At 56.4% G+C, this 13,729-nt stretch carries 12 protein-coding genes; 7 read left to right on the top strand and 5 right to left on the bottom strand.

Translation table 11 applies throughout. The features are described from left to right. Positions 1 to 16: 16 nt before the first annotated feature. Complete coding sequence (gene arsC / locus UR504_RS13310) at positions 17 to 373, top strand: arsenate reductase (glutaredoxin) (RefSeq protein ID WP_127731910.1); 357 nt, start codon at positions 17 to 19, stop codon at positions 371 to 373. Here arsC and UR504_RS13305 read toward each other — a convergent pair. Further along, positions 370 to 1,194, bottom strand: a complete 825-nt coding sequence (locus UR504_RS13305; protein ID WP_115875972.1) for a helix-turn-helix domain-containing protein — start codon at positions 1,192 to 1,194, stop codon at positions 370 to 372. The two genes, arsC and UR504_RS13305, sit on opposite strands and share 4 nt — an antisense overlap. Positions 1,195 to 1,339: 145 nt before the next feature. On the opposite strand from UR504_RS13305, the gene celB reads away from it, so the two are divergent. From celB to UR504_RS13290, 3 genes are read left to right on the top strand one after another with little or no spacing between them, the layout of a single operon-like run. Beyond that, positions 1,340 to 2,659: a PTS cellobiose transporter subunit IIC gene (gene celB, locus UR504_RS13300; protein WP_115875973.1), complete on the top strand. Its 1,320-nt coding sequence runs from the start codon at positions 1,340 to 1,342 to the stop codon at positions 2,657 to 2,659. A gap of 3 nt (positions 2,660 to 2,662) precedes the next feature. Next, positions 2,663 to 3,619: a N(4)-(beta-N-acetylglucosaminyl)-L-asparaginase gene (locus UR504_RS13295; protein ID WP_248174853.1), complete on the top strand. Its 957-nt coding sequence runs from the start codon at positions 2,663 to 2,665 to the stop codon at positions 3,617 to 3,619. Next, a complete protein-coding gene (locus UR504_RS13290; protein WP_302236266.1) occupies positions 3,619 to 5,040 on the top strand; it encodes a leucyl aminopeptidase family protein in 1,422 nt (473 codons plus the stop codon). Before UR504_RS13295 ends, UR504_RS13290 begins: the two co-directional genes overlap by 1 nt. 20 nt (positions 5,041 to 5,060) lie before the next feature. Here the strand turns inward: UR504_RS13290 and UR504_RS13285 are convergent, their stop codons facing one another. The 4 genes from UR504_RS13285 to UR504_RS13270 all read right to left on the bottom strand — a co-directional run bounded on the left by UR504_RS13285 (position 5,061) and on the right by UR504_RS13270 (position 9,519). Next, positions 5,061 to 5,762 (bottom strand): DnaA inactivator Hda, encoded by a 702-nt coding sequence (locus UR504_RS13285; protein WP_211438414.1) that lies wholly within the window; start codon positions 5,760 to 5,762, stop codon positions 5,061 to 5,063. A gap of 96 nt (positions 5,763 to 5,858) precedes the next feature. Further along, positions 5,859 to 7,148 (bottom strand): uracil permease, encoded by a 1,290-nt coding sequence (gene uraA, locus UR504_RS13280; protein ID WP_045399708.1) that lies wholly within the window; start codon positions 7,146 to 7,148, stop codon positions 5,859 to 5,861. A gap of 86 nt (positions 7,149 to 7,234) precedes the next feature. Beyond that, a complete protein-coding gene (gene upp, locus UR504_RS13275) occupies positions 7,235 to 7,861 on the bottom strand; it encodes a uracil phosphoribosyltransferase (RefSeq protein WP_111965178.1) in 627 nt (208 codons plus the stop codon). A 227-nt stretch (positions 7,862 to 8,088) separates the two neighbouring features. After that, entirely contained in the window at positions 8,089 to 9,519 is a 1,431-nt protein-coding gene (locus UR504_RS13270) for a 6-phospho-beta-glucosidase (protein WP_302236111.1), read from the bottom strand. A 266-nt stretch (positions 9,520 to 9,785) separates the two neighbouring features. Between UR504_RS13270 and purM the strand changes: the two genes are divergently transcribed. The 3 genes from purM (at position 9,786) to ppk1 (ending at position 13,729) form a co-directional block, all read left to right on the top strand. Further along, complete coding sequence (gene purM / locus UR504_RS13265; RefSeq protein ID WP_008501643.1) at positions 9,786 to 10,823, top strand: phosphoribosylformylglycinamidine cyclo-ligase; 1,038 nt, start codon at positions 9,786 to 9,788, stop codon at positions 10,821 to 10,823. Continuing rightward, the gene (purN, locus tag UR504_RS13260) at positions 10,820 to 11,461 is read left to right on the top strand and encodes a phosphoribosylglycinamide formyltransferase (protein WP_032646794.1); all 642 of its coding nucleotides are present in this window, start codon (positions 10,820 to 10,822) and stop codon (positions 11,459 to 11,461) included. Before purM ends, purN begins: the two co-directional genes overlap by 4 nt. Before the next feature lie 207 nt (positions 11,462 to 11,668). Further along, positions 11,669 to 13,729: a polyphosphate kinase 1 gene (gene ppk1 / locus UR504_RS13255; RefSeq protein WP_111965176.1), complete on the top strand. Its 2,061-nt coding sequence runs from the start codon at positions 11,669 to 11,671 to the stop codon at positions 13,727 to 13,729.

Genomic DNA, 13,729 nt, shown 5'->3' with positions numbered 1-13,729 from the left:
AAGGAGAATTCACGTCATGACAGACGCCGTAAAAATTTATCACAACCCTCGCTGCTCCAAGAGCCGCGATACCCTGAGCCTGCTGAAGTCTAACGGCGTTGAGCCGGAAGTGGTGCTTTACCTTGATACACCACCTGACGCGCAAACCCTCCGCCAGCTGCTGCGCATGCTGGGAATGGGCAGTGCTAGAGAGCTGATGCGTCAGAAAGAAGATCTGTATAAGTCGCTCAACCTGGATGATAGCCGTCTCACCGAGGCTGAGCTGATCCAGGCGATGGTTGAAAATCCAAAGCTGATTGAGCGCCCGATTGTGGTGGCGAACGGCCAGGCGCGCATTGGACGTCCGCCGGAAGACGTGCTCGAGATCCTCTAATCGTTACGCCGCAGCGCTTCAAGAAAGGCCTGCGGCGTACTCTCTCCTAACTTTTTCTGCGCTTTTCCCCGGTTGTAAAATTCGCACAGCTGGATCAACAGCTCGCCTGCCGGCTCACTGTTCAGGCGTGGAATGATTTCACAGAGCGGCTGAGCAACCTGAACGGCGCGGTACTGCTGCGGATGCACCGTAACGGTGGTATTACGCTCCTCTGGCTTCACCTCGAAACCAAAAGTCTCAATAGATTGAATATCAGCCGGACAGGCTTCCAGCGCGTCGTGCGCCCAGCGGGCCAGCAGCTGCGGAGAAGTGCCCGCGTACAGCCGGGCGTAGCACCAGCCGCTCACCGGTTCACGCGCCCAAAGTAGATGCTGTTCTCCGCCATCGTCCATATGCAGAGACAGGGGCTGATGATGTAACAGAAGTTTTTGCGGCACGATACCTGCCTTGAGCGCCTTTTTCCCCTGCAACGGAGCCCCTTTTTGTTGCGCAGAGGTCGGTTTGAGGTAGCGGTTCAATGTCGCCCGGGATACGGGGATCCCCAGCACGCCGTTTACAATCTGCAGCAGTTCATCAAGCGGCGCTCCCGAGACGTCACGCAGGACATTCACCAGTGCGATCTGCTCTTGTCTCAACGCTTTGTGTATCACTTTTGGCGTTGTGTGGTTGTCCGAAATCTGCTCGCGGTTGCGCCAGCGCCTGACGGTAGTGACCGAAATGCCCAGCTCAGCGGCAAGCTCTCTGTCGCTTTTATCTGACTGCTGAAGATAGCGACGGATGCGCGGCGTCGTGGTGGCATTAGCATGCAGTTTAATTTCCATCGCAAGTCCTCAGAACTAATCTTATGAGATTTATACTACAGCAGCGATTGCTTTGTGACCGATTTCACCTTTCGCTCGCCACGCTTCACTGATAATTCCCAGACATAACACAACCAACACCCCTCAATCTTGTACGGAGTTCACAATGAACAATGTTCTGGGATTTCTTGAAGCAAAACTGATGCCGCTGGCGGCCAAAACGGCCCAGCAGCGTCATCTCGGGGCCATTCGCGGCGCCTACGTATCCTTCATGCCGTTTATCATCGTCGGCTCCGTTCTGCTGGTGATCTCGTCATTCCCGAATCAAGCCTATCAGCAGTTTATGTCTCAGGCCTTTGGTGAGAGCTGGAGCGCCATTATTGAAATCCCGTTCAACGCGGTGTTCTCCACCATGTCGCTGTTCATCAGCTTCCTGGTGGCCTTCCGCCTGGCGGAACACTACGGTGAGGATCGCATCTCCTGCGGCATCCTGGCGCTGGTCGCCTTTCTCATCCTGACGCCCTTTATCAAAGTGGCGGAAAACGGCGGTATTACCGTCATTCCGGTGGAGTGGATTGGCAGCAAAGGGCTGTTCGTGGCGATGATTGGTTCTCTGCTGTGGACGGAACTGTTCTGCTGGCTCAAGCGCAAAAAACTGGTCATCAAAATGCCGGACGGCGTGCCGCCGGCGGTGCAGGAGTCGTTCGCGGCATTAATCCCGGCCCTGCTGGTGATGATTCTGGTGCTGGGTATCCGTATCGTGTTTGAAAACACCCACTACAACACTATCCACCAGTTTATTTACGAAGTAGTGGCCACGCCGGTGCGCCACTACGGTACCTCTTACTTTGGCGCGCTGATGACGGTCTTCAGCATCACCATTCTCTGGTCAGTGGGCATTAACTCCGGCTCGATGATTAACGGCATCATTCGCCCGCTGTGGATGGAGAACCAGACCGACAACATCGCGGCCATTCAGGCTGGCGCCACGCCGCCGCACATTATCACCGAACAGTTTTTTGACATGATCTGGATGGGCGGCGCGGGGGCCACGCTGTCGCTGGTCATTGCGATGCTGATTTTCGCCCGCAGCAAAAACATGCGGGAAGTGGCGCGCCTCGGCGCCGGGGCGTCAGTGTTTAACATCAACGAACCGATCCTGTTTGGCCTGCCGGTGATCATGAACCCAATCATGCTTATCCCGTTCAATCTGGTGCCGCTGGTGCTGGTTACCGTGCAGTATGCAGCGATGAAGATTGGCGCGGTTGCCGTCACCACCGGGGTGTTTATTCCCTGGACGCTGCCACCCGTTATCAGCGGTTTTATCGTTACCGGGCACCTGAGCGGCAGCGTGATGCAGCTTATCAACCTGCTAATTGGCGCCATGCTGTACCTACCTTTCATGCGTATCGTGGACAAGCAGTACCGCGCGGCGGAAATGGTCACCGTTACGCAAACCGACACCACCCTTGCAAAACAGGAGTAAAGCATGTGGGGAATTATCGCGACCTGGAGAATGGCGCTTGAAGGCGTCACCGAGTCTGCATCTGCGCTGGCTGCGGGGAAACCGGTCTCGGCAGCGGTGGTGGATGCCGTCGCCGCCGTCGAAGATTTTCCGTTTTATAAATCCGTCGGCTACGGCGGGCTGCCCACCGAAAATGGCGAAGTGGAGCTGGACGCCGCCTACATGGACGGCGATACGCTGGCGTTTGGTGCCGTGGGCAACCTGGTGGATATCGCCAACCCGGTGCGGGTGGCGCATGCGTTAAGCCGCCAGCGCTACAACAGCCTGCTGGTGGGCCAGGGCGCGCGCGAATGGGCGCTGAGCCAGGGCTTTGCCGACAAAACCATGCTCACTGACCGCGCCTTGCAGCACTACCGCAAACGCTGCCGTGAAACGCTGGATAAGGGCTTAAGCCCTTACGACGGGCATGACACCGTCGGCATTATCGGCCTCGATAAGCAGGGCTCGATGAGCGTCGCCACCTCCACCAGCGGCCTGTTCATGAAAAAGCGCGGTCGACTCGGGGATTCGCCCATTATTGGTTCCGGATTTTACTGCGACAGTGAAACCGGCGCCGCCACCGCCACGGGCGTCGGTGAAGATCTGATGAAAGGCTGCACCAGCTACGAAATCGTCCGCCGCATGGCGCAGGGCATGACGCCCCAGCAGGCTGCCGATTCGGTAGTGTTCGAACTGGAAGACAAGCTGATGTCGCGCTTTGGGCGCGCGGGCGATCTCTCAGTGGTGTGCATGAACAACAAAGGCGAATTTGGTGCCGCCACCAACATCAAAACCTTCTCGTTTGTGGTGGCGACGGCTCGCCAGCCTCTCACCGTTTTTCGTACCGAACGCCTGCGGGAGAAAACGCATTATCACGCGGTAGACGATGAGTGGATGCAGGCCTATGCCGCGCGGATCCGCGCGCCGATTGAGGAGTCATGATGATTACGTATCAGTTTATCAACGCGCTTTCTGACGCGGCTCCGCAGAGCCATTTGATTGCGTCCGCCACCTGTACGCATTTGCCCGAAACGGCGCTGGTCGCAGAAATGCGCGAGTCTGCCAGCATCGCTGACACCCGCTTTGGCTGCGCCCCGTTTGCCCGGATCACTCTGCTGCCCGATGCGCTCTGGCAGGATAGCCTGACCGAAGGATTACTGACGGCGCTGCGCCCGCTGCTGGCCTCGCCCGTCAGCCCCGATCTGATACTGGACGTTACCGATATCGACGATGTGGTGCTGGCGCAGGCGCTGCGTTTTCTCTTTAATCAGGCGCACAGGCTAAGCGATCTGAAGCTGAGGAAAACGGATGATTCGACGGTGCGCCTTACGCACATTACTGCCCTTTGCCTGCCGGAACAGCAGGCAAAACTGGAGGGAATCTTCCGCCAGCAGCAGGCCATCGCCCACGGCATGGTCGCTGCGCGACGGCTGGCGGATATCCCTCCCGACCGCTGCACGCCGCAGTTTGTGGTGGAAGAGGCGCAAAAACTGTGTGCCGCCTTCCCTTTACTGCGCTGCGAGGTGTTGGATGAAAAGCAAATCGTTGAGCAGAGTCTGGGGCTGCTGCACGCCGTTGGCAAAGGGGCTACCTGTCCGCCACGTCTGCTGGCGATCCATTATGACGGCGTCAACGACGGACCGGTGCGCTGCTATGTGGGTAAAGGCATTACATTTGATACTGGTGGCCTGTGGCTGAAGGAAGGCGCGGGCATGTATACCATGAAATACGACATGTGCGGTGCGGCTAACGTGCTGGGCCTGATGCTGACCGCCGCAGAGCTGGCGCTGCCCGTACGCATTATGGGCGTGCTGGCACTGGCGGAAAACGCCATTGGCCCGGACGCCATGCAGCCCGGCACGGTAGCAACGGCCTGCAACGGGATCACCGTTGAAATCAACAATACCGACGCCGAAGGCCGACTGGTGCTGGCAGACGCCATCGCCTGGGCCAGCCAGCGGCATCCGCAGGCGCGCTATATCATTGATATGGCCACCTTAACCGGTGCGGTCGTGAAGGCGCTGGGGTATGAGCTGAGCGGGCTGATGACGCAGGATGAACCGCTGCGCGCGGCGCTGACGCTGGCGGGTAAGCAGAGCGGCGATGAAGTGTGGTCCCTGCCGCTGGATGCTCGGCTGAAAAAGCAGACCGACAGCGCGATCGCCGATCTGTGCAACACGCCGACCAACAATGCGGCGATTAGCGCTTCGGCGGCGTGGCTGCTGCACCACTTCTGCCCGCCAGCCATTCCGTGGGCGCATCTGGACATCAGCGGTACGGCGCTGTGGCGCGAAAACGGACGGAGCGTGGCATCGGGAAGACCGATTCCACTTCTGGTTGAGCATCTAATTGGGGATATTTAGCCGCCACCGGGCGAGAAAATTCAAAGCTTGAGAATATCTTTCACAAACGGAATGGTCAGCTTGCGCTGGGCGGTAATGGAGGCGCGATCGAGCTGATCGAGCGTGTCAAACAGCGTACGCATTTCGCGATCCAGCCGCTTGAGCAGAAAGCGGCCCACGTCTTCCGGCAGCTCAAATCCGCGCTGTTTTGCGCGCAGCTGTAACGCCTGAAGCTTATCTTCATCCGACAGCGGCTGGAGCTTGTAGATTTGCCCCCAGTCCAGACGAGACGCCAGATCCGGCAGCCCCAGATTCAGCTGTCGCGGTGGACGATCGCCGGTGATCAGCAGCCGGGTTTTGCCCGACTCCAGGATGCGGTTGTAGAGGTTGAAGATCGCCATTTCCCACGGCTCGTCCCCCGCCACGCACTCGATATTATCGATGCAGACCAGCGAGAGATGTTCCATTCCCTCCAGCACCTCAGGCACGAACCACGTACGTTTATCCAGCGGCACGTAGCCTACCGCATCACCGCGCGCTGAAAGCTCCGCGCAGGCGGCATGCAGCAGATGGCTGCGCCCCGCGCCTTCGCGTGACCAGATATAGATGTATCCGCTGTGATCCTGGCGCAGCACGTTTTGCAGTGCAGCCAGTAAAGAGGGGTTATCACCCGGCCAGAAACTCGCGAAAGTTTCGTCGTCAGGGAGATAAAGTGGCAGAGAGAGCTGTGCCGGTCCGTTCAGAAATACCTCAACCAGAGATCCTACGTAAAATCGGAAAGGAGTTTAACACGGAACCTGCAAGGAGAGAACCGGGCGATCCCTCGCCCGACTTTTCGATCAATGTGACGCTTTTTCGCTTTCGTCCGCGTCCAGTACCACCTCTTCAGGGCGGATCACCGAGATCAGCTTGAAGATCAGGCTCAGGCCAACGCCGACGATGGTCGCCAGCGCCATGCCCTTCAGCTCGGCCGCACCGATGTGCACCTTCGCGCCGCTCACGCCGATAATCAGGATTACTGAGGTCAGGATCAGGTTCTGCGCCTTGCTGTAATCCACTTTGGATTCAATCAGCACGCGAATACCAGATGCCCCAATTACCCCGTACAGCAGCAGAGACACGCCGCCCATCACCGGCACCGGGATGATCTGAATCGCTGCCGCCAGCTTGCCGACGCAGGAGAGCAGAATGGCGATGATCGCCGCGCCGCCGATAACCCAGGTGCTGTAAACGCGGGTAATCGCCATCACGCCGATGTTCTCACCGTAGGTGGTGTTTGGCGTGGAGCCAAAGAAACCGGAGATGATGGTGGAGAAACCGTTCGCAAACATGGAACGGTGTAGACCCGGGTCACGGATCAAATCGCGCTTAACGATGTTCGCCGTCACCACCAGGTGGCCGACGTGCTCCGCAATCACCACCAGCGCCGCAGGCAGAATGGTGAAAATCGCAAACCATTCGAAGCGAGGGGTGTAGAAGGTTGGCAGCGCGAACCAGTGCGCCTCGGCAATCGGAGTGGTGTCCACCACGCCCATCGCGAAGGAGAGCGCGTAGCCCGCCAGCACGCCGATCAGGATCGGGATGATCGCCATAAAGCCGCGGAACAGGACGGAGCCAAACACCGTTACGCCCAGCGTAACCAGCGAGATGATAATGGTTTTGGAATCCGGTGACTGGCCGTCAGCAGGCAGCAGACCGGCCATATTCGCCGCCACACCCGCCAGTTCAAGACCGATGACCGCAACGATGGCGCCCATCGCCGCAGGCGGGAACATCACGTCCAGCCAGCCGGTACCGGCTTTCTTCACAATGAAGGACACCACGCAGAACAGGACGCCACACATGATAAAGCCGCCCAGCGCGACTTCATAACCCAGCGGCAGCAGCAGCAAAACCGGCGAGATAAAGGCGAAGCTTGACCCCAGATACGCCGGGATTTTGCCTTTACAGATAAAGAGGTACAACAACGTACCGATGCCGTTGAACAACAGCACGGTTGCCGGGTTAATGTGGAACAGGATTGGCACCAGCACGGTTGCGCCAAACATGGCGAACAGGTGCTGCAAACTAAGCGGGATAGTCTGTAAAAGCGGCGGTCTTTCACTCACCCCGATAGCACGGCGCGTCATAGTGTTTTCCTCTGAGTAGTATTGTTGTTGGTGTTTTATTCAAAAAAAAGCCGACTATCAAAGTCGGCTTATTTATCGTTATTCGATTATTTCGTACCAAAGATCTTATCGCCGGCATCGCCGAGCCCTGGAATGATGTATCCGTGCTCGTTCAGGCCCTGGTCGATAGAGGCGGTATACAGCTCAACGTCCGGGTGCGCTTTTTCCAGCGCCGCGATCCCTTCCGGTGCCGCAACCAGCACCAGCACCTTAATGCTGCTACAGCCCGCGTTTTTCAGCAGGTCGATGGTGGCGATCATCGAACCACCGGTCGCCAGCATCGGGTCAACCACCAGCGCCATACGCTCGTCGATGTTAGACACTAGCTTCTGGAAGTAAGGAACCGGCTCAAGGGTTTCTTCGTTACGGTAGATACCCACCACGCTGATACGCGCGCTTGGCACGTGCTCCAGCACGCCTTCCATCATGCCGAGACCGGCACGCAGAATTGGCACCACGGTAATTTTCTTACCTTTGATCTGCTCAACCTGCACCGGGCCGTTCCAGCCTTCGATGGTGACTTTTTCCGTTTCCAGATCGGAGGTCGCTTCGTATGTCAGCAGGCTGCCGACTTCAGATGCCAGTTCGCGAAAACGCTTCGTGCTGATGTCATGCTCACGCATCAGGCCCAACTTGTGTTTAACGAGTGGGTGTTTCACTTCCACAATCTTCATTCTCTTTCTCCTCTGAGGCGGCGTCCGCAAAAAAATCGCGGGATTATACCGCTTTTTTCGGATTAGGCCATACCCATCTTGCTTGACGTATATCAAGCAAAGTGATTTAGAGACAAAAAAAACCGGAGGCGAAACTCCGGCTTGGGTGCGGGTTCTGCCCGGTGGCGCTGCGCTTACGCGGACCTACGTGTAGTGTAGGTCGGGTAAGCGTTAGCGCCACCCGGCAATTACAGGCTATCGCCGTTGCTCGCAATTACCTGCTTATACCAGTCGAACGATTTCTTCTTGCTGCGGTTCAGCGTGCCGTTGCCTTCATTGTCTTTGTCGACAAAGATAAAGCCGTAGCGTTTTTTCATTTCGCCCGTACCGGCAGAAACGAGGTCGATACAGCCCCACGGGGTATAGCCCATCAGATCCACGCCATCTTCCTCCACCGCTTTTTTCATCTCGCGGATGTGGGCGGACAGGTAGTCAATGCGGTACTGGTCGTTCACCGTGCCGTCGCTCTCCTGCACGTCGATCGCGCCAAAGCCGTTTTCAACGATAAACAGCGGCAGCTGATAGTGATCCCAGAACCAGTTGAGGGAGTAGCGCAGCCCCACCGGGTCAATCTGCCAGCCCCAGTCCGATTTCTGCACGTACGGGTTAGTGACCAGGCTCTTGCTCTCGTCGTAATCCAGCTGCGGGTTATCCGCCGTCGCCTTGGTGGCGAAGGACATATAGTAGCTGAAGCCGATGTAATCGACGCAGCCCTGCTTCAGCGCGGCTTTATCTTCTTCGGTAATATCCAGCGTGAAGCCGCGACGCGCAAAGTAGTTGAGCAGATGCTGCGGGTACCTGCCGCGCACGTGCACGTCGGTGAACCAGTAGCGGCGGTGCATGGCATTCATCGCCATCATCATATCGTCCGGCGCGCAGGTGAGCGGGTAGATAGGGCACATGGCAATCATGCAGCCAATCTGCAGCGACGGGTTAATCTCGCGCCCCGCCTTCACCGCCAGGGCGCTGGCCACCAGCTCATAGTGCGCCGCCTGGAACATCACCGGCTCACGGTCTTCACCCGGCGCGTACTTCAGCCCGGAGTTAGTGAACGGCGCAAAATCTTCGTGGAAGTTGGCCTGGTTGTTGATCTCGTTGAAGGTCATCCAGTACTTCACTTTATGCTGATAGCGCTGGAATACCACTTTTGCAAAACGAACGAAGAAGTCGATCAGCTTACGGTTGCGCCAGCCGCCGTATTCCGTGACCAGATGGAAAGGCATCTCGAAGTGAGACAGGGTGATAACCGGTTCGATGCCGTACTTCAGGCATTCGTCGAACAGGTCGTCATAGAATTTCAGGCCAGCCTCGTTAGGCTCAAGCTCGTCGCCTTTCGGGAAGATCCGCGTCCAGGCAATAGAGGTGCGGAAGCATTTGAACCCCATCTCGGCAAAGAGTCTGATGTCTTCTTTATAGCGGTGGTAGAAATCAATGGCTTCATGGTTAGGGTAATTTTTCCCTTCCAGCACGCCGTTGGTGATTTCACGCGGCACGCCGTGCGCGCCCGCGGTCATGACGTCGGCCACGCTCACGCCTTTTCCGCCCTCTTTCCAGCCGCCTTCCAGCTGGTGCGCCGCAACGGCCCCACCCCACAGAAAATCTGCTTTAAATCCTGACATTCGCTTTCCCTCATTCTGCGTTATTATCTGCAAAAACAATTACAGAAACCGGTTTCAGTTTGATGATGTGCAAAGGGAATAACCGTTGCAAGCAGTTCTCAGAAACCGGTTTCATTTTCGTGAACAGAGTCAAGTTTGGCTGCATTCACGGGGTGCACAGAAAAAAAGATCTCCACGTCCAGAATAGGCTCGCAAACGTTTGCCTGGACTGTTAGAATTGCGCCGATTTTTCTTACTAGCTATGCAATCGCGTGGGGATTTAAGCCGTGACCAACAAAACTTCTCTCAGCTACAAAGATGCCGGTGTTGATATTGACGCAGGTAATGCGCTGGTTGACCGAATCAAAGGTGTGGTGAAAAAAACCCGCCGCCCGGAAGTGATGGGTGGTCTGGGTGGATTCGGCGCACTGTGCGCGCTGCCGCAAAAATATCGTGAACCTGTTCTGGTCTCGGGTACTGACGGTGTAGGCACCAAGCTGCGCCTGGCGATGGATTTAAAACGTCACGACACGATCGGTATCGATCTGGTCGCGATGTGCGTGAATGACCTGGTGGTACAGGGCGCAGAGCCGCTGTTCTTCCTCGATTACTACGCGACCGGCAAACTGGACGTAGATACCGCGGCAAGCGTGATTAACGGTATCGCCGAAGGCTGTCTGCAGTCTGGCTGCGCGCTGGTCGGTGGTGAAACCGCAGAAATGCCGGGCATGTATCACGGCGAAGATTATGACGTCGCGGGCTTCTGCGTCGGCGTAGTAGAAAAATCAGAAATTATCGACGGCAGCAAAGTGGCCGATGGCGATGTGCTGATCGCGCTGGCCTCCAGCGGCCCGCACTCTAACGGCTACTCCCTGGTGCGTAAAATCCTCGAAGTGAGCGGCTGTGATCCGCTGACCACCGAGCTTGACGGTAAACCACTGGCTGACCATCTGCTTGCGCCAACACGTATCTACGTGAAGAACGTGCTCGAGCTTATCGAGAACGTCGACGTTCACGCCATTGCCCACCTGACCGGCGGCGGCTTCTGGGAAAATATTCCGCGCGTTCTGCCGGACAACACCCAGGCGGTGATCGACGAATCCTCATGGCAGTGGCCAGCCGTGTTTAACTGGCTTCAGACCGCGGGCAACGTGAGCTCTCACGAAATGTACCGCACCTTTAACTGTGGCGTGGGCATGGTTATCGCCCTGCCGGCAAGCGAAGCGGATAAAGCAGTGAAGCTGCTGACGGAGAAAGGTGAAAACGCGTGGAAAATCGGTACGATTAAAGCCTCCGATTCCGAACAGCGTGTGGTCATTGAATGAAAAACATCGTGGTGCTCATTTCCGGCAACGGAAGCAATTTGCAGGCCATCATAGACGCCTGCAAGCAGAAGAAAATCAACGGCACCATTCGGGCAGTATTCAGCAACAAGGCCGACGCGTTCGGCCTTGAGCGCGCGCGGGAAGCGAACATTCCCGCGCACGCGCTGGAAGCCAGCCAGTTTGCCGGGCGTGAAGCCTTTGACCGCGAGCTGGTGCATGAGATTGATGCCTACGCGCCGGACGTAGTCGTGCTGGCGGGCTATATGCGCATTCTGAGCCCGGCTTTTGTAGAACACTTCGCCGGACGTCTGCTGAATATTCACCCTTCTCTTCTGCCGAAATATCCCGGCCTGCATACCCATCGTCAGGTTCTGGAAAATGGCGATGAGGAGCATGGCACCTCCGTGCATTTCGTTACCGACGAGCTGGATGGCGGTCCGGTTATCCTGCAGGCGAAAGTCCCGGTCTTTGACGGCGATAGCGAAGAAGACGTGACCGAACGCGTGCAGACCCAGGAACACGCCATTTACCCGCTGGTGGTAAGCTGGTTTGTCGACGGACGTCTCGAGATGCGCGACGGCGCTGCCTGGCTGGACGGCGTTAAGTTACCTCCGCAGGGCCATGCGGCGGAAGAGTAGTTTATTATGTCGGGTGGCGCTTCTGCGCTTACCCGACCTGCCTGATGCATTACCCGAATGTCCCCTCCCCAACCCTCTAAATTCCCCAACAAAAAAAATAACTGTCATACTTTTCTGGCACTGTTGGACATATCGTGGAAATGCTCGCCATAATAAGGACGAGACGGATTTACCACGTCCTGTGATTGAACTGGAGTGTGAGCTGTAATGGGTCAGGAAAAGTTATATATCGAGAAAGAGCTAAGCTGGTTAGCATTCAACGAACGTGTACTCCAGGAAGCGGCAGACAAAAGTAACCCGCTGATCGAGCGCATGCGTTTTTTGGGTATTTATTCGAACAACCTGGATGAGTTCTACAAGGTTCGCTTTGCCGAGCTGAAAAGACGCATCATCATCAGCGAAGAACAGGGCTTAAACTCGCACTCGCGGCATCTGCTGGGCAAAATCCAGTCCCGCGTGCTGAAAGCCGATCAGGAATTTGACGGCCTGTATAACGAACTGCTGCTGGAGATGGCGCGCAATCAAATCTTCCTGATTAACGAACGCCAGCTTTCCGTTAACCAACAAAACTGGCTGCGCCACTACTTCAAACACTATCTGCGCCAGCACATTACCCCCATTCTGATCAACCGCGAAACCGATCTGGTGCAGTTTTTGAAAGATGACTATACCTACCTGGCGGTGGAAATTATTCGCGGTGAATCTATCCGTTACGCGCTGCTGGAGATCCCATCCGACAAGGTGCCGCGCTTTGTGAACCTGCCGCCGGAAACCCCGCGCAGACGCAAACCAATGATCCTGCTGGATAACATCCTGCGCTACTGTCTGGACGACATCTTCAAAGGCTTCTTCGATTACGATGCGTTAAACGCCTACTCGATGAAAATGACTCGTGACGCCGAATATGACCTGGTGCACGAGATGGAAGCCAGCCTGATGGAGCTGATGTCATCCAGCCTGAAACAGCGCCTGACGGCTGAACCGGTGCGCTTCGTCTATCAGCGCGATATGCCGGACGCCATGGTGGAGATGCTGCGTGAGAAACTGACCATTTCGCGCTATGACTCCATCGTTCCGGGTGGTCGTTACCACAACTTTAAAGATTTTATTGGCTTCCCGAACGTCGGCAAAGCCAACCTGGTGAACAAGCCGCTGCCGCGCCTGCGCCATCTCTGGTTCGATAAATTCCGCAACGGATTCGACGCCATCCGCGAACGCGATGTCCTGCTCTACTATCCGTATCATACGTTTGAGCACGTGCTGGAACTGCTGCGTCAGGCCTCGTTCGACCCGAGCGTGCTGGCGATCAAAATCAACATCTACCGCGTGGCAAAAGATTCCCGCATCATCGATGCGATGATCCACGCGGCGCACAACGCCAAAAAAGTCACCGTGGTGGTTGAGCTGCAGGCGCGCTTCGACGAAGAGGCGAACATTCACTGGGCGCGACGTCTGACGGAAGCCGGTGTGCACGTCATTTTCTCCGCGCCGGGGCTGAAAATTCACGCCAAGCTGTTCCTCATCTCTCGTAAAGAGGGCGATGAGGTGGTGCGTTATGCCCACATCGGTACCGGGAACTTTAACGAGAAAACCGCGCGAATTTATACCGATTACTCGCTCTTAACTGCCGATGCCCGCATCACTAACGAAGTGCGCCGGGTCTTTAACTTTATCGAAAACCCGTACCGTCCGGTGAGCTTTGACTATCTGCTGGTCTCGCCGCAGAACTCGCGCCGTCTGCTGTACGATATGATCGATAAAGAGATCGCCAATGCCCAGAAAGGGCTGTCGTCCGGCATCACGCTGAAGCTTAACAACCTGGTCGATAAAGGGCTGGTGGACAGGCTGTATGCGGCGTCCAGCTCCGGCGTACCGGTTAATCTTCTGATCCGCGGCATGTGCTCGCTGATCCCGGAACTGGAAGGCATCAGCGACAATATTCGCGTGATCAGCATTGTTGACCGCTACCTGGAGCACGATCGGGTCTATATTTTCGATAATGCGGGTGATAAACAGGTCTATCTCTCTTCGGCAGACTGGATGACGCGCAATATTGACTACCGAATTGAAGTCGCGGCACCGCTGCTGGATCCGCGCCTGAAGCAGCAGATCCTCGACATCATCGAGATTCTGTTCAGCGATACCGTGAAAGCACGCTATATCGACAAAGAACTCAGTAACCGCTATGTACCGCGCGGCAACCGCCGTAAAGTGCGGTCGCAACTGGCGATTTACGACTATATCAAATCACTCGAGCAACCCGATTAA

It is taken from the genome of Enterobacter sp. 241F3 (assembly GCF_034106785.1).
Taxonomy (GTDB): Bacteria; Pseudomonadota; Gammaproteobacteria; order Enterobacterales; family Enterobacteriaceae; genus Enterobacter; species Enterobacter vonholyi.
This window is presented reverse-complemented; position numbering and strand designations above follow the sequence as displayed.

Bases quoted from the DNA above. Each gene is read 5' to 3' on its own strand.
- purN (WP_032646794.1), top strand. From the start codon at position 10,820: ATGAAAAACATCGTGGTGCTCATTTCCGGCAACGGAAGCAATTTGCAG.
- arsC (WP_127731910.1), top strand. From the start codon at position 17: ATGACAGACGCCGTAAAAATTTATCACAACCCTCGCTGCTCCAAGAGC.
- UR504_RS13270 (WP_302236111.1), bottom strand. From the start codon at position 9,519: ATGTCAGGATTTAAAGCAGATTTTCTGTGGGGTGGGGCCGTTGCGGCG.
- ppk1 (WP_111965176.1), top strand. From the start codon at position 11,669: ATGGGTCAGGAAAAGTTATATATCGAGAAAGAGCTAAGCTGGTTAGCA.
- celB (WP_115875973.1), top strand. From the start codon at position 1,340: ATGAACAATGTTCTGGGATTTCTTGAAGCAAAACTGATGCCGCTGGCG.
- UR504_RS13290 (WP_302236266.1), top strand. From the start codon at position 3,619: ATGATTACGTATCAGTTTATCAACGCGCTTTCTGACGCGGCTCCGCAG.
- UR504_RS13295 (WP_248174853.1), top strand. From the start codon at position 2,663: ATGTGGGGAATTATCGCGACCTGGAGAATGGCGCTTGAAGGCGTCACC.
- UR504_RS13305 (WP_115875972.1), bottom strand. From the start codon at position 1,194: ATGGAAATTAAACTGCATGCTAATGCCACCACGACGCCGCGCATCCGT.
- uraA (WP_045399708.1), bottom strand. From the start codon at position 7,148: ATGACGCGCCGTGCTATCGGGGTGAGTGAAAGACCGCCGCTTTTACAG.
- upp (WP_111965178.1), bottom strand. From the start codon at position 7,861: ATGAAGATTGTGGAAGTGAAACACCCACTCGTTAAACACAAGTTGGGC.